This is a genomic window from Tateyamaria omphalii (genome assembly GCF_001969365.1).
In the GTDB taxonomy this organism is placed as follows: Bacteria; Pseudomonadota; Alphaproteobacteria; order Rhodobacterales; family Rhodobacteraceae; genus Tateyamaria; species Tateyamaria omphalii_A.
Genome location: NZ_CP019312.1, coordinates 1,179,181 through 1,196,749 on the forward strand (window position 1 = coordinate 1,179,181; position 17,569 = coordinate 1,196,749).

Sequence of the window (17,569 nt, forward strand, 5' to 3'; positions counted from 1 at the left end):
TCCTTGAATGCGTGGGCGGACATTATGCGTGGTCCGAAAGGGCGTCAACAGCCGAATCCCAGAAAAAACTGTCCTGAGATTGGAAAAATGCGCAATTATCTTGCGCCACAGGGTGCCCCATCGAAACGAACTGAATTCAGCGACGCTCGCCCATCCCGGTGGCGTCCCTTTGACCGGTCATCGCGGCAATGTCGCGGCGGGCGGTGGTGGCAAGCACCTGAATCTCTTCTGCCAGCGTCTTGAACTCGACGGCGATCACGCCCAGCCCACGGCCCGCATCCCCGACGCGCGCCGCCTCCACGGACGCATTCAGCGACACCAGCCGCACATGCTTGCCGATCTGCTCCAGGCGGCCCAGCGTCTGGGTGATGGCCCGACCGGCGGCGGCGGCATGTTCCACCTCCTGATGTCGGGTGGCATCCAGATTGGCCCACAGCCCGTCGCAAAACTCGGTCACATTTTCAAAGAAACCACCGCGGCCCACACGCAGATGTTCCGCCAATGCGTCGCGCATCTGTCGAACATCATCGCCGTCTGCCGCCAGAACCACGTCATGGGTCAGGTCGCGCATCTCGACAAACGCGGCTACGCATTCCGGGTTCTGGGTCCCGTGCTGGCCGATCCATGTGCACACCCAGTCCGGAATGACATGCAGCGGGTCGCTGCCCTGCACCAGCGCCGCAGAGCGGGCCATCGCATCATACTGTTCGCGCAATATGACGCGCCATTGCGCGCGCCTCTCCGCATCCTCCGGACCCAGCGGATTGACCCGAAACAGGTAGCTGCCGAACAGCGCGGCGCGGATCGCACGGGCGCGTGTCGTGGCAATCAGATCAATCGCCAACCTGCGTTGGGCAAAACGCTCCGCATCCGTTTCAACGGCGCGCGTCGTCTGAGGCAAGGGATACACCATACATTCCCTTTGCCAGCCAGAGATGTAGAAATGGTTATCTTCACCGCGTCACAGCGCGTTTCCCGTGCCCTGCAACACCCCATGCTCCAGCGCATAGCGGGTCAGACCGGCGGTCGATGAAATGCCCAGCTTGCGCTTGATGTTCTTGCGATGCGTCTCGACCGTCCGAACGGAAATATCCAGCGCATTTGCCACCTCCTTGTTGGACAGACCCTGCGCCAGTTGCAACAGGATCGTCTGCTCACGCCCCGTCAGCGCGCCCGCCGTGTCCGACCGCTTGGGCGCAATCGCGCCCTCGGCGCCGGTGCACAGATACCGCTCGCCCTTCATCACCGTCTCGACGGCTTCCGCAATCTCCTCGGTGGGGACGTCCTTCAAAACATATCCCATCGCCCCATGGCTCAACGCGGACGAGATGTATTCCGGACTGTCATGCATCGACAGGATCAAAATCCGCGTGCCGGGGCGCTTCTCCAGCACCAGTTCGGTGGCGGTCAGCCCGCCCATTTCCGGCATGTTCAGATCCATCAGGATCACGTCCGGGTCAAACCGGTCCAGCTGGTCAATCACCATGCGGCCATTGCTCAGCGTGCCGACAACGGAAATGCCGTCCTGATCTTCCAGCACCGACTGGATGCCCTGGGCCACCATCGGATGATCATCGACAATCAGAACACGGATCGTATTGGTCATGCGCGCACGCGCTCCTTCTTGGTCGTCGTGGCTTCGGGCGGCAACAGGTGGGTCAGGGGGACAGTCGCCTCGATCACGGTGCCGCCAGCAGGGCCGGCACCCGACAGAATGCGCAAGGCACCGTCCAGCTGTTCGACACGCTCCTGCATGTTGCGCAACCCGATGCCAGAGGATCGGCGGCTCAGCGTCTGGTCCACGCCCACACCATTGTCCGAAATGCGCAAGGTCGCACCGCGCTTGTGGCCGCGAATGTCGACGGACACGTGGCTCGCTGCCGCGTGGCGCTCGATATTGGTCAGCGCCTCCTGCGCGATACGGTACAGCGCAGTCTTGGCGTCCTGATCCAGACGGTTGCGGAAGACGACCGTGTTAAACTCGGTCTCCACCCCGGTGCGCGCCGCGAAATCCTCGACCAGCGCCTTCAGCGCAGGGCCAAGGCCCAGATCATCCAGCGCGCCGGGGCGCAGGTCGCGGCTGATCCGGCGCACCTCGGAAATGGCGGTGCCCAGGTTCTCGATGCCTTGGGTCAGCGGCGTGGTCGGGTCGCCGCTGCCCTTGTCCAGACGGCGGCGCGCGCTGTCGAGCGCATAGCGGACGCCCACAAGGATCTGGCTGATCCCGTCATGCAACTCGCGCGCCACACGCCCGCGCTCTTCTTCCTGTGCGTCGAACACGCGCTGGGTCAGCTTCTTCAGCTTGGCATCCGCCAGCCGCCGCTCGCGGATGTTCAGCGCCATGCCGGACCCGAACACCATAAGCAGAGCGGCCAGGGTAATGCCGGATATATAGTAGAAGGTGCGCTGCACCCGCGTCTCCACATCCGCGCGCGCCTCGGCGACCGACGTCAGGACATCGTCAATGAACACGCCCGTCCCCACGGCCCACCGCCAGGACGGGAAGGACGTGACATAGGTGATCATCTCGGCCTCTTGCCCGCTCGATGGCTTGGGCCACAGATGGGTCAGATACCCGTCGCCCTGACGCGCAATCTCGATCAACCGGGCCACGACGGGCGTGCCGTCGCTGTCGGTCAGGTCCATGTGGTTGCGGTTGATCATGCCGGTCTGGCGCGGGTTCACAAGGTTGGTGCCGTCATAATCATAGACGAAAAAGAACCCCTCATCCCCGTAAATCATCGCCGACAGGATCTGGGCCACCTGGTCCTTGGCGGCCTGATCGTTGGGCGCGGCAGAGCCATAGATAAAGTAGAACCCGTTGCGGGCCTGGGTGACGTAATTGCGCAATTCGCGCTTCTTGGCCTCGATCAGCTGGGATTCCAACGCCTGGATCTCCCGTTCGGCCAGCGCCCGGGACTGACCGGCCACAAGCAGGGCAATCGCCGCCACCGCAAGGATCAGCGGCACAGCCGCCACAAGGGACAGCTTTTGCGCATAGCTGAGGCGCATATGGGAAAAAGCAGTACGCACAGTATGATTCGATACGCGGAATGACGCTCGAATCAAAGGGGCAGGGCACGTTTTGGTCGCGCTAACACGATGACAGCGCCACGATGCGCGTGTGAAGCTTGGGTGAAATTGGTGAAAAATCCTGACCAAAATTGGCAAATTGCCAGCTTTCTACGCAGTACTAGGTATTTTCATCGCGGACGCCATCGCTAGTGTGGCCGCACTCGAAACGATCCGCCCGCCCTGGGAGGGGACGGGCATCATAATTGGGAGGAGTATCTCTATGGATCGTCGTTCTTTTCTAAAGACATCGGCATTGGGTGGTTCGGCCGCTGCCGCCACGACGCTGGCCGCACCGGCCTACGCGCAAGGCAAGCGCACGCTGACCATGGTCACATCCTGGCCCCGCGGCTTCGCGGTTCTGGATGACGCGGCCAGCTATCTGGAGCAATTCGTGGGCGAAATGTCCGATGGTCAGCTGACCATCGAGAAGAAAGCCCCCGGTGAGCTTGTGGGCGCCTTCGAAGTGTTCGACGCCGTGTCGTCGGGCCAGGCGGACATGTATCACTCGGCCGACTACTACTTCATCGGTCAGCACCCCGGCTACGCCTACTTCACCGCCGTGCCCTTCGGTGGCACCGCGCAGGAAGTGACCAACTGGTACGAGCACGGCGGCGGCCAGGAGCTGCACGACGAGCTGGGCGAGATCTTCAACCTCAAGGGTCTGCTGGCCGGTAACTCCGGGTCGCAATCCGGTGGCTGGTTCCGCAACGAGATCAACTCGGCCGCCGACTTCAACGGCCTCAAGTTCCGTATGCCGGGCCTGGGCGGCAAGGTGCTGGGCAAGCTGGGCGCCTCCGTCCAGAACATCCCCGGCGGCGAGCTCTATCAGGCGCTGTCCTCCGGTGCCCTCGACGGGCTCGAGTGGGTTGGCCCCATGGCGGACGAACGCGCGGGCTTCCAGGAAGTGGCCAAGGTCTACTACACCGCCGGCTTCCACGAGCCGGGCTCGGCGCTGGCCGCCAACGTCAACCTTGATGTCTGGAACGACCTGACGCCGCAGCACCAGGCCATCCTGCGCCACGCCGCCCAGGCGACCACGTACTTCCAGCTGGCCGAAACACTGGCCAACAACGGTGCGGCCCTGGCCCGTCTGCAACAGCAGGGCGTCAAGACGCTGCAATTCTCCGACGACGTCTGGGATGCGTTCGGCACCGCGTCCGCCGAAGTCATGGACGAGAACATGGGCGACGAGCTTTTCGCCAAGATCCGTGGCTCGTTCGAAGAAAGCCTCGCCACCTCGGCCAGCTGGATCAATAAATCCGACGGCTACTACGTCCAACAGCGCGTGCGCGTGCTGGGCGGCTAAGCCGACACGACCCAAAACCACCAGGGGCCCCGATGATCGGGGCCCCTGGTCCACGTGAGGAACTGAGGCGATCCCGGGCCCGCAAACGGCCAGGTTCGCAGGGGGCACATCCATGGAAAACGAGAACGGGGCAGACGCCGCGGGCACCTTTGCAACGATTGTAGACGGCGTTCTGTGGTTCTTTCAGAACCTCGCACTGGCCTTCTACAACATCGCCTACGCGATCACGCATCCAGGGTCATGGCTGGACTGGGTCACCTGGGCCAACACGGACGAAGACAAGCTGTCGCTGATGAAATTCGTCTACTACGGCGGGTCGGTCGAGTTCTTCTTTGCTATTCTCGCGGTCCTCGTGGTGGTCACCGCCATCGGTCTGTGGCGCAACGAATTCATGTGGGGCTGCGTGCGGGTGATGGAGGGGATCGCCAACACCTCCGGGCGCTTCTTCGCCTGGGCAGGGCTCCTGATGGTGATCCAGCAGATCATCATCGTCTTCATGCAGCGGATCTTTACCCGGCCCGACATCTCCATCGGCTTCGGCATCCCGCTGCAATTCGACATCTCGTGGTTCGCCGAGGAACTCAAGCTCTACAACGCGCTCGTGGTCTGCATGTGCGTGACCTACACGTTTGTGCAGGGCGGACACGTCCGCGTCGACCTGGTCTATTCGGCGGTCAAGCACCGGACCAAGCGGGTGATCGACATGGTCGGCTGCATCATCTTCATGGCACCCTCGGCCACGCTGATCTGGATGTATGGCTGGTACTTCCTCTGGCGGCACCTGGTCACACCGAAACCGGCGGCCAGCTGGGACCTCGAGCGGGCAGAACGCTCGGCCCGCGCGGTGCGCTGGAACGTCGAAACCATCGGGTTCAGCCCCAACGGCTTCAACGGCTATTTCCTGTTCAAGATCCTGCTGGTGGCCTTTGCCGGGCTCGTCTTCCTGCACGCCATCGCGTTCTTCTACCGCTCCTACCTGGAATGGAAGGAAGGCGAGGAAAGCGAAGGAAAGTATCTCGACCGCGACACGCTGGGCGAGGGCGAAGAAGCCTATGAGGGGACGCACTGATGACCAATCTGCACCCCCACACACCCAAGACGCGTGCGCCGCACGCCCAAGACCTAAAGTAAGGGCTGACCCATGTTGTTTGGACTTGATGGCGTAGAGATCGGCCTGATCATCGTCTTTATCTGCCTCTTCGGCGGCATTCTTTCCGGCTTTCCGGTGGCGTTCGCCATCGCGGGGGCCGGGGTCATCTCCTTCGGGATCATCGCCGCACTCGACAGTGCGGGGCTGCTGATCCACCAGGCGATCGACGAAAGCGCGCAAGCCTACCGCGATCTGGTGAATTCCGGGGTCAGGCCAGATACGATCAGTATCTTCCGATACCCCGAATTGCCGCGCATCGGCGAACCGGTGTTTCCGCAGGGCTGGGAAACGGCGCTGGACCGGAACGTCTCCTTTGTTGTGAACCGGATGAACGAACGGGTGCTGGCGGGCCAGTCGATTGAAACGCTGCTGGCGGTGCTGATGTTCGTCCTGATGGGGATCACGCTGGAACGGTCGAAAATCGCCAACGACCTGCTGACGACCATGGCGCGGGTCTTTGGCCCGCTGCCGGGGGGCCTGGCTGTGTCCATCGTGGTCGTGGGCGCGTTCCTTGCGGCCTCCACGGGCATCGTGGGCGCGACGGTCGTGACCATGGGGCTGCTCGCGCTGCCCACCATGTTGCGCAACAACTACTCGCCCGAGATTGCGACAGGCGTGATCGCGGCATCGGGCACGCTGGGGCAGATCATTCCGCCCTCCATCGTGATCGTGCTTCTGGGCACGCTCGCGGGTGATCTCTATTCCGCGGCACAGGAAAACCGCGCGCAGCTTGCGGGCTGTACCGACGCGCTGACCTATCTGGGGGAACCTGCGGTCCTGTCCGTGGGCACCCTGTTCCAGGCGGCGCTGTTGCCGGGCATCCTGCTGGCGCTGCTCTACGCGCTCTATGCCTTTGGCTTTGCCCTTCTGAACCCGGACAAGGCACCGGCGGTCGAAATGGGGGCCACCAACGCCGAACCCATCACCCGGAACGAAGCCTTCACCTGGTTCCTGGGCGCGCCCGTCCTGATCATCGTGGGCACCATCCTGCTGGGCAACCTCAACATCGTGGGCAGCCAATCCACCACGGTGTCGTCCTTCTCGGATGTCGGGGCATCGGCCAACTTGCGCACCAATGTGGGCCCGGAATGCCAGGCGTCGATGATCGAACTGCACGGGCAAGAGGCGTGGGATGCCGCCATCACCCAACAGGCCGAAATTGACGCCTCGGGCGTGTCCACGCAAAGCGAGGCGCTCTCGGAAGAGCAGATCACAGACGCCATTCAGGCCAAGGTCGACGGGGCCGCACCCATCGGCACGGGCACGGCGATCCTGCTGATCCTGCTGGGCCTGATCCTGACCACGGCCAAGGGCATCGCGCCCAGCCGTGAAAGCCAGCCGCTCATCATCGGCGGGATCGGGGTCGTGCTGGCGCTGCTGGCCGATATCATCCTGATCGGGCCGCTCAACAGCGCGGGCTACTACGTGTTCATCATGGTGATCCCGTTTGCGCTGATCCTCTACGGCGTGGTCGAAGGGGTAAAACGCTGCGCCAAGAACGAACTGGTGCGCGTCGTGTTCCCGCCGCTGATCCTGATCATCGCCGTGCTCGGCTCGATCCTGGGCGGCATCACCAACCCGACACCCGCCGCCGCATTGGGGGCAGGTGGGGCAATCATGCTCGCCGCCTACCGCAAGCTGACGGATATGGACCGCAGCCCCAAGGTGATCATCTGGTCCACCCTGGCCATCGTTGTCTGTATCCTCGTGGGTGTAAACTTTGACCTGCGGATCAACCAGAACGATGTGTCGGCCCAAAGTTGGTTCGCCTTCTTCGTGGCCTATGGCGCCTATCTCTACGCGGTGTTCGGTCTGCTGTTCTCGTGCTGGATCCTGTATACCTCGGGCGTTCTGTCGCCGGTGGTACGCGAAACGGCCAAGGTCACTTCCATGGTCTTTACCATCCTGATCGGCTCGCAGCTTTTGAACCTGGTGGTGATCTCCTTCGGGGGCGAGCATTACATCCAGCAGTTCCTGAAAAGCTTCGACAACGAATTCACGGTCTTCCTGATCGTGATGCTGGTGCTGTTCATCCTGGGCTTCGTTCTGGATTTCCTCGAGATCATCTACATCGTGATCCCGATCGTGGGCCCGGTGATCTACGGCGGCACGTTCGACCCGAAATGGGTGACGATCATGATCGCGGTGAACCTGCAAACGTCCTTCCTGACGCCGCCGTTTGGCTTTGCGCTGTTCTACTTACGCGGTGTGGCACCCAAAGAGGTCACGACCGGCCACATCTATCGCGGGATCATCCCCTTTGTTCTGATCCAGGTGGCGGGCTTGGCTCTCTTGTGGACCTTCCCTGGCATCGTGACCTTGATCCCGGACCTGATCCCGAACTGATCCAACGGAAAGGGCGGCCCGGGGGCCGCCCTTACGACATTATGAGGGGGCTTTGCCCCCGTCGCCTTTGGCGCCTCCCCCAGGATTTTTTTGAACCAGAGAATTCGGACCGGTCCGCGCAGCGGCAAATGCCGTGGGGCGGCATTTGAGGTCCGAATGGGCGGAGCCCTAAAAGCGTCCCGGAAACTCTCCGGGGGAGAGTTTCGCCTGAGAATGGGCGGAGCCCCAGACCGGTCCGCGCAGCGGCAAATGGTGAGGCGGATCAGCAAAGGCCCCGGTGGGGCGTTTGCCTGCCGAACGGGCGGCATTTGAGGTCCGAATGGGCGGAGCCCCAGACCGCTTAACGGCCCGGGCAAATCCCTAACAACCCGTAAAAAAGCTTCTATAACCCATTGATTTCGCGGATATCACCGCTTGTCCCAGCGTGGGACAGCCCCTCAGGGCTTATGGGTCGGCCGTGTATCGGGCAGCGAAATATTGGCCACCTGCTCCGCAATCGGATCGGTCGACAGGGGGTGCGTATCCGGGCTGAAATTCTCCGGATCCCGCATCTTTTGCCAGCGCCCCCCGAGGTAGACTTCGAGCCCCGAAAACTTGGATTTGTAGCCCATCTTCTGACTGCCCGGCACCCAGTAGCCCAGGTAAACATAGGGCAAGTTCGCCTCGATCGCGATCTGAACGTGATCCAGGATCATGTAGGTCCCAAGCGAGTGGCGCTGCATATCCGGGGCATAAAAACTGTAGACCATGCTGAGCCCATCGCTGAGCACGTCCGTGAGGCTCACCCCGATCAGATCGCCCGAGGTCTTGTCCAGATACTCGATCACACGGCTGCGGATCGGCGTCTCCTCGATCATCGCGGCAAACTCGAACACGTCCATGTCGGCCATCCCACCATCGGCGTGACGGCTGTCGAGATAGTCGCGGAAGAGCGCGTATTGATCCTCGGTCGCCCAGGGCGACGTCGCGCGGCGCTCCAGGTTTTCGTTCCGCTTGATCGTGCGCTTCTGGCTTTTCGACGGTTGGAACGCCGACACATCTATGCGCGCCGACAGGCACGCCGAACAATCCGCGCAGGAGGGGCGATAAAGCACGTTCTGTGAGCGGCGAAAGCCCTGTTGGCTCAGGCTGTCATTCAGTTTCTCGGCATTCTCGCCCTGAAGCGCAGTAAACAACTTCCGTTCCATCCGCCCGTCAAGATACGGGCAGGGCTGTGGGGCAGTCACATAGAACTGCGGAGCAAGGGGAAGCGTGTGGCGCATCTCGGTCCAATATATCTTTGATCGGATGATACCAGCGCCAATTGTGCTGACAAGTGTGTAACGTTCCGTCAAGCGCGCGCGCGACGGTTCAGCGCTGCGCTGCCCATGACGATGTCGGTCAATCCCTGGCCGCGGTTCGACGTGGCCATCAGCACAATGGAAACCAGCTGCAGCGGCGCGACGGCCCAGCTGACCGTATAGCCCAGCGTGTGCAGGAAGGCCTGGCCCAGATCGAAGCGAGCGCCGGAGGCGTCGCGCAGTTCAATGGCCATCAGGCGCATCCCCCATGTTGCCGAACCGGTGGCGAGCGTGATGGTGCGGTATATGAAGCTGACCACTGCGTAGAGCCCCATGAACACAAAGAGCGCCAGAAACGCGGTGAAGGGGACGATCAGCAGGCTGAAGAGGGCGATGATGATCGTGTCCACGATCCACGCCATGAACCGTTTGCCCGCGACATCGCGGTAAAACTGCGGCTGGGTGATCGGATCGGCCAGGTGCATGGGGGGCTCCGGAAATACAGACATGTGGCCCCGGATCGCTCCGGAGCCACAATGTTCACGCTGTAATCAGTCTTCAGATTTGGCGGCGTTGGCGCGTTCGTCCATGAACTGGTCGAACTCGGCCTTGTCCTTGGCTTCGCGCAGACGCTCGAGGAAGGCCTCGAAGTTGTGCTGCTCTTCCTCCAGGCGGCGCAGCGTGTCGGCCTTGTAGGCGTCGAAGGCCGAGTTACCGGTCGAGCGCATCGTGGTCATCGCACCGCCCATGCGGCGCGGCGTGCAGGATTTCGAGAACATGCGTTTGCTCCAGATCATGTAGGCCAGCAGGGCGAGGCCGATGGGCCAGAAAAAGATGAAACCGAGGACCATGGCCGCGATCCAGGCACCCTTGCCGCGTTCGTCGAGCCAGCGTTCGGTCTTGGAAAACCAGCCGCCAGCGCTGTGTTGGGCGGGGGCAGTGGTGGACATGGACGTCATTTTCAAACCTTTCGCAAAGGCGGGGTCGGCGCCCCGGTGATGTTGTGTGACTGTATGTGAAGCCGTTTCACATCCCTAAGATTGGGGTTATGGCCCGACGTTGCAAGGGCTGATGTAAACCTTTTTCACATAAAGTGATTTTAGGTCGTAAAATCAGATGTTTGTGCGCAGGAAAGCTGAAGTAAATCCTGCGGATTGGCGCGAAAGACATGATGCGGCGTGCCAGCAGCAGCCCAAATGGCATCGAAATCGCGCAACCTCGGGTCGAAAAACGCCCGGATTGGGTTGATGTGACCAACCGGGGCAACGCCCCCGATGGCAAACCCTGTTTGCGCACGGATCAGGGCTGCGTCAGCTTTGCCCAACTCTTCGCCCGCGATCAGGGCAGCCTTGGCGGCATCGACCGTGTTGCCGCCCGCAGTGATGAACAGGATGGCCGTTCCGCTGTCTTGCCCCCGGAAAATGATGGATTTGGCGATCTGGTCGATCTCGCAACCAATAGCCGATGCGGCATCCGCCGCCGTGCGGGCCAGCGGTGTTTCCATGATCTTGGTGTCGATGCTCGCGGCCTCAAGGGCGGCGCGGACGCGTTTCAGGCTTTTGCTCATGGCGCGAGCCTGTCCCGAGTGCCTGACATGTGCAAGGGGCATTGACGCGCCTTGATGCGCCTTTGATGGTGCGCGCATGCGTCTGGCCGATCATATCCTCCGCGTCCCGCGCCCCTTTGATGCTGAACGGGGGCAGGCGGCGGCCGCCGCAGTGCCAGAGGTCACGAGCGCGATGCGCGACGTGCTTGTCGGTGCGGCGGGGTGCAGCCCTTTTCTGGCTGGTCTGATCGAGAAGGAGGCCGCGTGGCTGGCGGATGCCGTGGATGACGCAAGCGCGGCTTTGGCGCAGGTGTTGTCGCCGCCCCAGCCGGATCTGAATGCACTGAAGCCGGTTTTGCGGCAGGCCAAGCGCCGGGTGGCGCTGTTGGCCGGATTGGCGGATCTGGCCGGGGCGTGGTCCCTGGAAGAGGTGACAGGTGCGCTCACGCAGCTGGCCGATATGGCATGCGACGTGGCCCTGACCGCTGCGCTGGCGGAACAGGTCCGCCGGGGCAAGCTGCCGGATACCGACGTCGGCCTGTTTGTTCTTGCCATGGGCAAGATGGGCGCGGGCGAGCTGAACTACTCCTCGGACATTGACCTGATCTGCCTGTTTGACGAGACGCGCCATGACCCCGCGGACTATGCAGCCGTGCGCAAGGCCTGTGTGCGGGCGGTGCAGGACATGTGCAAGCTGCTGAGTGATCTGACATCGGATGGCTATGTCTTTCGCACCGATTTACGGCTGCGTCCCGACGCGTCGGTGAACCCGGTCGTTTTGTCTGCCGGGGCGGCGGAGCGGTATTACGAAAGCCTGGGGCGGACATGGGAGCGGGCGGCCTACATCAAGGCGCGGCCCTGCGCCGGGGACATCGCGGCGGGCGAGGCCTTTCTAACGGAGTTGCGCCCGTTTGTCTGGCGCCGCCACCTTGATTTCGCCGCGGTGCAGGATGCGCATGACATGCGTCTGGCCATTCGGGCCCACAAGGGCACGGGCGGTCCGATCACCTTGCCCGGTCATGACATGAAGCTGGGGCGCGGTGGCATTCGCGAGATCGAGTTTTTCACCCAGACCCGCCAGTTGATTGCGGGCGGGCGCGATGTTGATCTGCGCGTGCGCGACACCGTCACCGGCTTGCAGCGGCTGGCCGAGAAGGAATGGGTGACGGCAGGCACGCGCGACATGCTGATCGACCACTACCGCTTTGCCCGCACGGTGGAACACAGGGTGCAGATGCAGCGTGACGCGCAGACCCACAAGTTACCGAGCAGCGATGAGGGGTTTGAGCGGTTGGCGGCGATGATGGGTACGGACCGTGCGACACTTGAGACCGAATTGCGCGACCGCCTGTCCGCCGTACATACAGAAACCGAAGGGTTCTTTGCCCCTGATGCGTCGGAACCCACGCCGGTGGTGGCGCTGGATGCCGCCATGCAATCGCGCTGGCGCAACTACCCCGCGCTGCGCAGTGCCCGCGGTGCGGCGCTGTTTGACCGGATCGAGCCCATGTTGGTGGAGCGCTTGGGGGCCGCCACCAAGCCGCAGGAGGCGCTGGCCGCCTTTGACGGGTTCCTCGCCGGTCTGCCAGCGGGTGTGCAGCTGTTTTCGCTGTTCGAAGCGAACCCGCAGCTTGTCGATCTGCTGGTCGATATTGTTGGCACGTCGCCTGCGCTGGCGCAGTATCTGTCGCGCAATGCGCCTGTTCTGGATGCCGTCATTGGGGGTAGTTTCTTTGACCCGTGGCCGGGGCAGGCTGCATTGACCGAGATGGCCGTTGCCCGCCTCGCGGCAGAAGCGGATTACGAGGCCAAGCTGGATGCCATTCGTGCCTGGGCCAAGGAGTGGCACTTTCGCGTGGGCGTGCATCATTTGCGGCAGCTGACTTCGGCCATCGAGGCGGGCAAGCAGTACAGCGATCTGGCCCGCGCCAGCATTGCGGCTTTGTGGCCGGAGGTGCAGGCCCAGTTCGCCCAGCGTCACGGCCCGCCGCCCGGGCGCGGTGGCGTTATCCTTGGCATGGGCAGTCTGGGGGCCGGGCATCTGACGCCGCAATCCGATCTGGACCTGATTGTCGTCTATGACCCGCTGGATGCTGAGCAATCGGACGGGAAACGACCGTTGCTCCCGGGCAGCTACTATGCCCGCCTGACGCAGGCCATGATCACCGCGATCACCACGCAGACATCGCAGGGCCGGTTGTACGAGGCCGATATGCGCTTGCGTCCATCGGGCAACCAAGGGCCGGTGGCAACAAGCTGGCCCGCCTTCCAACGCTACCAGCGCGAAGATGCGTGGTTGTGGGAGCATCTGGCGCTGGTGCGGGCGACGGTGGTGGCGGGGCCGGACGCGCTGGCCAAGGACATCGGCCGGTTTCGCCAGGACATCCTGCGCCAGCCGCGCGACAGGGCCGAGGTCCTTGCGGAATTGGCCGACATGCGGGCGCGGATCGCGTCAGCGCGGCAACCTGCGTCGATCTGGGACGCCAAGATCGGGCCGGGCCGCTTGCAGGATATAGAACTCTTGGCGCAAACCGGTGCCGTGCTCACGGATGAGGTGCGTTCTGGTGTGCGTGCGGGGTTGAACGCCTGTGTCGCGGCGGGCGTTCTGAACGACGCAGATGCGCAACATCTGGCGCAGACCCATGCGCTACTCTGGGCCGTGCAGATCGCCTCGCGCCTGCTCAGCACGGAGGCCGTTGACCTTGACGCGTTGGGAGCAGGGGGGCGGGACGTGCTGCTGCGTGCGGTCGGCTGTGACAGGCGTGACGCGGCCGAAGGCAGGTTGACGCGCGCGACAGACCGGGCGGCGCACATCATTGGGAATGCGGTAGGGACGGCAGAGTGATGCAAAAAGGTGATGAGTTGGACCCCAAGGGCCTGATCTTTGAGGCGTACCGGATCGACGGTATCTCGGCCCCCGAATGCCGGACCATTTTCCTTGACTGGGCGTTGAGTGTGCCGGGCACCCATGTGCCTGCCGACCTGATCGCGGCCCTGCTGCGGCAATATGCGGTCGACTTTCCGGATCACCCGATGACCCAGACGCTGACGGAAGGGTTGGAACGGATCGGCCAGCCGCGCCGCCGTGGCGGATGGCGCAGTCGTGCGCGCGATGCTTAGTCTGTCGCGCGCGGTGGCCCAGTCGCAGGGATTCCGACCTTTCGCAGACGCGCCATTGTGATTAGAGGGTGGCGCCATGACTGCATCCTCCCCCACATCCGATCGCCCCGTTTTGCGCATGCGCCCCAAGACGGATGCGCGCCGCATTCGCCACGGATTTCCCTGGGTCTACGCCAACGAGGTGGTTCTTGACCGCCGGACCAAGGCGCTGGCGCCTGGAACGCTGGCCGTTCTAGAAGATGCCAACCGCAGCCCCCTGGGCCTTGTGGCGATCAATCCGCTGTCGAAGATTGTCGGGCGGGTCCTGGACCGCGACCCTGCGATGCAGGTGAACCGGGATTGGGTCGCGGCACGGGTTTCGCGTGCGCTGGCCTTGAGAGAGCGTCTTTTCGATGCGCCATTTTACCGGCTGATCCACGCAGAGGCCGATGGCCTGCCTGGCGTCATCATCGACCGCTTTGGTGACCTCGCCGTTATCCAGCCGAACGCGGCTTGGGCGGAGGCGCATCTGGACCTGCTGGCGTCGGTGCTGCTGGAGGTCGTCGGCGTGAGCCATCTGATCAAGAACGCGAGCGGTCGGACGCGCGCACTCGAAGGGCTGGATGATCAGACCGAGGTTCTGGCGGGACAGATGCCGCAGGCGCCGATCCCGGTGCCGATGAACGGGGCCACCTACATGGCCGATGTGGCCGGCGGACAGAAGACCGGCCTGTTCTTTGACCAGCGGCCCAACCACGCCTTTGCGCAATCGGTGGCGCAGGGTGCGCGGGTTCTGGACGTGTTTTCCCATGTGGGCGGGTTCGGCCTTGCGGCGTTGGCGGGCGGTGCGGGTCATGCGACCTGCGTTGACGGGTCGGCAGCCGCGCTTGATCTGGCCGGGCAGGGGGCAGTGGCCATGGGCGTCAGCGACAGGTTTGCCGCGCGCCAGGGTGACGCCTTTGACGTGCTGAGCGCGTTGCAGGAGGAGGAGGCGCAGTTCGATGTGGTGGTCTGCGATCCGCCAGCCTTTGCGCCATCGAAACAGGCGCTGGATGCCGGGCTGCGCGCCTATGAACGCATCGCACGGCTGGCTGCGCCGCTGGTCGCGGAGGGTGGCATTCTGGGGCTGTGCAGCTGTTCGCATGCTGCCGATTTGTCGAAGTTCCGCACTGCGTCGGTTCGCGGGATCGGGCGGGCCGGGCGCGCGCCTGCGCTGCTGCATACCGGCTTTGCCGGGCCTGACCATCCGCAACTGCCGCAACTGGCCGAAAGCGGCTACCTCAAGGCGCTGTTCTTCCGGCTATGAAGGTGCTGATCGACGCAAATGTGCTGTATCCGACGGTGATGCGCGAGGTGGTGTTGGGCGTGGCTGCGGCAGGTCTGTTCCAGCCGCAATGGTCGGATCGCATCCTTGAGGAATGGGCCCGCGCCGCCGCCCGACTTGGCCCCGAGGGTGAGGCGCAAGCACGGGGTGAAATTGCCTTGCTGTCGGCCACATGGTACCGCGCCAACGTGCGTTACCCATCCGAGTTGGAACAGCGGCTGTGGTTGCCTGACCCTGCCGATGTGCATGTTCTGGCTGCTGCCATCGCAGGGTCGTCCGACATCATCCTGACGTCGAATGCCAAGGACTTCCCGCGCCAGATCCTTGCTGAAGAGGGTCTTTCGCGCGCGGATCCCGATGGGTTTCTGCTGGGGTGTTTTGAGGCGCAACCCGGACCAGTCCACGCTGCCGCCGGCAGTGTTCTGGCCGAGGCGCGCCGCCTGTCGGCGGACGACTGGACGATGCGCGGCCTGATGAAGAAGGCGCGCCTGCCGCGGTTGGGCAAAGCGCTGGAGCGGCACGGTTAGGGGGCGGGAACTTGCGTCCACTTCGCTTCAAGCTCTTCCAGTGCCTTGATCCGTTCCTTGGTCTTGGGGTGGCTCATCAACCACGCAGGCACCGCACCGGAGTTTGACTTGGTCAGTTGCTCCAGCTTCTCAAACAGCGAGATTTGCGGTGCGATCCCGATCCCGGCCTTGGTCAGCAGGGCGGCGGCATAGGCGTCGGCCTCGTATTCATCACTGCGCGACAGACGTGCGGCCAGCAATGTGGTGAGCGCGTTGGCAATCAGCACGCCGATACCAGGGATAAAGCGCGACAGAACCATCGCGAGTGCGGTGCGCAGGGCGTTCTGCCCCGAAAAGTCGATCATTCGCCTACGACTGTGCCCCAAGGCGACGTGGCCCAACTCATGTGCGATCACGCTGGCCATTTCTGCCGCAGACACGGCCCCCTGCCGGAACTTGTTGTAGAACCCGCGCGTGATGAAGATACGCCCATCGGGGGCTGCGAGGCCATTCACCGGGTCAATCTCGTAAATGTGCACGCGGATCCGGTCCAGATCGAGGGCGGCGGCCATCTGGTCGCACATCTGGCGCAGCATCGGGTCAGCCAGCTCGGTCGATTTCTCATCAAGCTCGCGCGAGGTGCGCCAGACGGAAAAGCGGTACATGGCCAGCCCGTAGACGAGAGCCAGGAGGATCGGTGCAAATTTGATCATGAGTGGGATATGGGGCTGAAACGGGGGTAGGGCAAGCCGCTCAAATGTCCCACGCGACAGGAACGGACAGTGGCCCGCGAAAGGCCCATCCGGCAAAGGTCACATCGTCGGTCAGGCGCAGGTTCGGCAATTGGTCAAACAGCATGGGCAAAGCGTGTCCCGCGATGAGGGCGCGGGAGGCGGCGGCCCCTGCGCAAAAGTGCGGGCCCGCGCCGAAGGGGATCGCGGGGCCGGTGTTGCGCGTCAGGTCATAGGCGTTGGGATCGGTAAAGTGGTCCGCATCCCGGCAGGCGGAGCCGAACATGAAGAAAATCAACTCATCGGCGTTGAATTCGACATCGCAGGCGCGGTCGGGCCGTGCGACCCGGCGCGGTGACATGCCGATGGGCGCCACGAGCCGCACATATTCGTCGAAGGCGGCGTTCCAGTCTGCCGTGCCGTTCGCCATCATAGCGTATTGGTCGGGGTGGGTCAGGAGCGCCCAGGCAGTGCCCGCAATCGCGTCACGCGGTTCGTTCTGTCCGCCGCCGATGATAACGCGGACATTGCCGGCAATCTCGTCCAGCGTTAGCCCCGCCTGATCGAGGACGGAGATGATGGACATGTCGGGGGCGGCGCGCAGTTGCGGCAGACGTTCCTTGATCAAGTCCAGCACGTGGTCGGCATAGCCGTAGCCCAGCCGGTCAACCTCCGGGTCGCGCTGGTAGTTGGCGGCGGCGTCGAGCATGGCCTGGCTTGCGGCGTCCATCTCTGCCGCTTCCATATTGGTCAGGCCCGTTATCAGGCGCAGCGCGTCGGCGGAGACGGGCATCGCGTAGTCCGTGACCAGATCGCACGCGCCCAAGGGCTGCAGCCCGTCGATATGTCCTTGTACTATCTCGCGGAACTTGGGTCCAAGCACGTCGCGCACTGTGCGGGGGCTGAGCGCGGGAAAGAGCGCCTTGCGCTCGCGCATATGCGCTTCGCCGTCTTTGCGCATCAGGTTGCTGCCCATGACCTTGGTCAAGAGGCCGTTCGGTTGGTGGCTCGAAAACAGATCGACGCGCTTTTCCTCGCGAAAAACGTCGTCGCGACGGGTGAACAGCGTGGCGCCCATTTCCGGCACATAACATACGGGTGCGTTTTGACGCATGGCCGCAAGGGTCGGGTAGGGGTCGGCGTGAAAGGCGGCCGGGTCGATGTGGACGGTGGGTGCGGATGACATATGGTGACGCTACACGCGCC

Annotated in this window: 16 protein-coding genes; 7 read left to right on the forward strand and 9 right to left on the reverse strand. The window is 63.2% G+C overall.

Annotated elements, in window-relative coordinates; all coding sequences use genetic code 11:
- Positions 1-136: 136 nt before the first annotated feature.
- The 3 genes from BWR18_RS22250 to BWR18_RS05865 are packed head-to-tail and all read right to left on the reverse strand — an operon-like array spanning position 137 to position 3,012.
- Positions 137-901 carry a methyl-accepting chemotaxis protein gene (locus BWR18_RS22250; RefSeq protein WP_172839361.1) on the reverse strand — a complete coding sequence of 255 codons (765 nt, stop codon included), beginning with the start codon at positions 899-901 and terminating at the stop codon, positions 137-139.
- 60 nt (positions 902-961) lie between these two features.
- Complete coding sequence (locus BWR18_RS05860; RefSeq protein ID WP_076627123.1) at positions 962-1,606, reverse strand: response regulator transcription factor; 645 nt, start codon at positions 1,604-1,606, stop codon at positions 962-964.
- Positions 1,603-3,012, reverse strand: coding sequence for a cache domain-containing protein (locus BWR18_RS05865; protein WP_076627124.1), 1,410 nt, complete (start codon positions 3,010-3,012; stop codon positions 1,603-1,605). The genes BWR18_RS05860 and BWR18_RS05865 overlap by 4 nt, the downstream gene beginning before the upstream one ends.
- A 283-nt stretch (positions 3,013-3,295) precedes the next feature.
- On the opposite strand from BWR18_RS05865, the gene BWR18_RS05870 reads away from it, so the two are divergent.
- The 3 genes from BWR18_RS05870 (at position 3,296) to BWR18_RS05880 (ending at position 7,877) form a co-directional block, all read left to right on the forward strand.
- A complete protein-coding gene (locus BWR18_RS05870; RefSeq protein WP_076627125.1) occupies positions 3,296-4,381 on the forward strand; it encodes a TRAP transporter substrate-binding protein in 1,086 nt (361 codons plus the stop codon).
- Positions 4,382-4,493: 112 nt separating this feature from the next.
- Positions 4,494-5,450, forward strand: a complete 957-nt coding sequence (locus tag BWR18_RS05875; protein ID WP_172839362.1) for a TRAP transporter small permease subunit — start codon at positions 4,494-4,496, stop codon at positions 5,448-5,450.
- 72 nt (positions 5,451-5,522) lie between these two features.
- Positions 5,523-7,877, forward strand: a complete 2,355-nt coding sequence (locus tag BWR18_RS05880; protein WP_076627126.1) for a TRAP transporter large permease subunit — start codon at positions 5,523-5,525, stop codon at positions 7,875-7,877.
- 437 nt (positions 7,878-8,314) lie between these two features.
- Here the strand turns inward: BWR18_RS05880 and BWR18_RS05885 are convergent, their stop codons facing one another.
- The 4 genes from BWR18_RS05885 to BWR18_RS05900 all read right to left on the reverse strand — a co-directional run bounded on the left by BWR18_RS05885 (position 8,315) and on the right by BWR18_RS05900 (position 10,724).
- On the reverse strand, positions 8,315-9,139 hold the full coding sequence (locus BWR18_RS05885) for an arginyltransferase (RefSeq protein ID WP_076627127.1): 825 nt from the start codon (positions 9,137-9,139) through the stop codon (positions 8,315-8,317).
- 68 nt (positions 9,140-9,207) lie between these two features.
- A complete protein-coding gene (locus BWR18_RS05890) occupies positions 9,208-9,642 on the reverse strand; it encodes an RDD family protein (RefSeq protein ID WP_254684938.1) in 435 nt (144 codons plus the stop codon).
- Between the two features lie 66 nt (positions 9,643-9,708).
- Positions 9,709-10,116: a DUF2852 domain-containing protein gene (locus tag BWR18_RS05895; protein WP_076627129.1), complete on the reverse strand. Its 408-nt coding sequence runs from the start codon at positions 10,114-10,116 to the stop codon at positions 9,709-9,711.
- A 140-nt stretch (positions 10,117-10,256) separates the two neighbouring features.
- Positions 10,257-10,724 carry a YbaK/EbsC family protein gene (locus BWR18_RS05900; RefSeq protein ID WP_076627130.1) on the reverse strand — a complete coding sequence of 156 codons (468 nt, stop codon included), beginning with the start codon at positions 10,722-10,724 and terminating at the stop codon, positions 10,257-10,259.
- Between the two features lie 76 nt (positions 10,725-10,800).
- Here BWR18_RS05900 and BWR18_RS05905 point away from each other — a divergent pair, with 76 nt between their 5' ends.
- From BWR18_RS05905 to BWR18_RS05920, 4 genes are all read left to right on the forward strand, one after another.
- Complete coding sequence (locus BWR18_RS05905; protein WP_076627131.1) at positions 10,801-13,548, forward strand: glutamine-synthetase adenylyltransferase; 2,748 nt, start codon at positions 10,801-10,803, stop codon at positions 13,546-13,548.
- On the forward strand, positions 13,548-13,823 hold the full coding sequence (locus BWR18_RS05910) for a hypothetical protein (protein ID WP_076627132.1): 276 nt from the start codon (positions 13,548-13,550) through the stop codon (positions 13,821-13,823). Before BWR18_RS05905 ends, BWR18_RS05910 begins: the two co-directional genes overlap by 1 nt.
- Positions 13,824-13,899: 76 nt before the next feature.
- On the forward strand, positions 13,900-15,108 hold the full coding sequence (locus BWR18_RS05915; RefSeq protein ID WP_076627133.1) for an RSP_2647 family RNA methyltransferase: 1,209 nt from the start codon (positions 13,900-13,902) through the stop codon (positions 15,106-15,108).
- Complete coding sequence (locus BWR18_RS05920) at positions 15,105-15,653, forward strand: RSP_2648 family PIN domain-containing protein (RefSeq protein ID WP_076627134.1); 549 nt, start codon at positions 15,105-15,107, stop codon at positions 15,651-15,653. Before BWR18_RS05915 ends, BWR18_RS05920 begins: the two co-directional genes overlap by 4 nt.
- Here the strand turns inward: BWR18_RS05920 and BWR18_RS05925 are convergent.
- Together BWR18_RS05925 and BWR18_RS05930 are read right to left on the reverse strand one after the other, a co-directional pair.
- A complete protein-coding gene (locus tag BWR18_RS05925; RefSeq protein WP_076627135.1) occupies positions 15,650-16,345 on the reverse strand; it encodes a M48 family metallopeptidase in 696 nt (231 codons plus the stop codon). The two genes, BWR18_RS05920 and BWR18_RS05925, sit on opposite strands and share 4 nt — an antisense overlap.
- Positions 16,346-16,385: 40 nt before the next feature.
- Positions 16,386-17,549 carry a cytochrome P450 gene (locus tag BWR18_RS05930; RefSeq protein ID WP_076627136.1) on the reverse strand — a complete coding sequence of 388 codons (1,164 nt, stop codon included), beginning with the start codon at positions 17,547-17,549 and terminating at the stop codon, positions 16,386-16,388.
- Positions 17,550-17,569: the final 20 nt, after the last annotated feature.

What these genes read in the sequence shown, in the direction of transcription:
- BWR18_RS05875 (WP_172839362.1), top strand. Translation starts at nt 4,494, where the DNA reads ATGGAAAACGAGAACGGGGCAGACGCCGCGGGCACCTTTGCAACGATT.
- BWR18_RS05880 (WP_076627126.1), top strand. Translation starts at nt 5,523, where the DNA reads ATGTTGTTTGGACTTGATGGCGTAGAGATCGGCCTGATCATCGTCTTT.
- BWR18_RS05885 (WP_076627127.1), bottom strand. Translation starts at nt 9,139, where the DNA reads ATGCGCCACACGCTTCCCCTTGCTCCGCAGTTCTATGTGACTGCCCCA.
- BWR18_RS05865 (WP_076627124.1), bottom strand. Translation starts at nt 3,012, where the DNA reads ATGCGCCTCAGCTATGCGCAAAAGCTGTCCCTTGTGGCGGCTGTGCCG.
- BWR18_RS05925 (WP_076627135.1), bottom strand. Translation starts at nt 16,345, where the DNA reads ATGATCAAATTTGCACCGATCCTCCTGGCTCTCGTCTACGGGCTGGCC.
- BWR18_RS05895 (WP_076627129.1), bottom strand. Translation starts at nt 10,116, where the DNA reads ATGACGTCCATGTCCACCACTGCCCCCGCCCAACACAGCGCTGGCGGC.
- BWR18_RS05930 (WP_076627136.1), bottom strand. Translation starts at nt 17,549, where the DNA reads ATGTCATCCGCACCCACCGTCCACATCGACCCGGCCGCCTTTCACGCC.
- BWR18_RS05905 (WP_076627131.1), top strand. Translation starts at nt 10,801, where the DNA reads ATGCGTCTGGCCGATCATATCCTCCGCGTCCCGCGCCCCTTTGATGCT.
- BWR18_RS05900 (WP_076627130.1), bottom strand. Translation starts at nt 10,724, where the DNA reads ATGAGCAAAAGCCTGAAACGCGTCCGCGCCGCCCTTGAGGCCGCGAGC.
- BWR18_RS05890 (WP_254684938.1), bottom strand. Translation starts at nt 9,642, where the DNA reads ATGCACCTGGCCGATCCGATCACCCAGCCGCAGTTTTACCGCGATGTC.
- BWR18_RS05860 (WP_076627123.1), bottom strand. Translation starts at nt 1,606, where the DNA reads ATGACCAATACGATCCGTGTTCTGATTGTCGATGATCATCCGATGGTG.
- BWR18_RS05910 (WP_076627132.1), top strand. Translation starts at nt 13,548, where the DNA reads ATGCAAAAAGGTGATGAGTTGGACCCCAAGGGCCTGATCTTTGAGGCG.
- BWR18_RS05920 (WP_076627134.1), top strand. Translation starts at nt 15,105, where the DNA reads ATGAAGGTGCTGATCGACGCAAATGTGCTGTATCCGACGGTGATGCGC.
- BWR18_RS05915 (WP_076627133.1), top strand. Translation starts at nt 13,900, where the DNA reads ATGACTGCATCCTCCCCCACATCCGATCGCCCCGTTTTGCGCATGCGC.
- BWR18_RS05870 (WP_076627125.1), top strand. Translation starts at nt 3,296, where the DNA reads ATGGATCGTCGTTCTTTTCTAAAGACATCGGCATTGGGTGGTTCGGCC.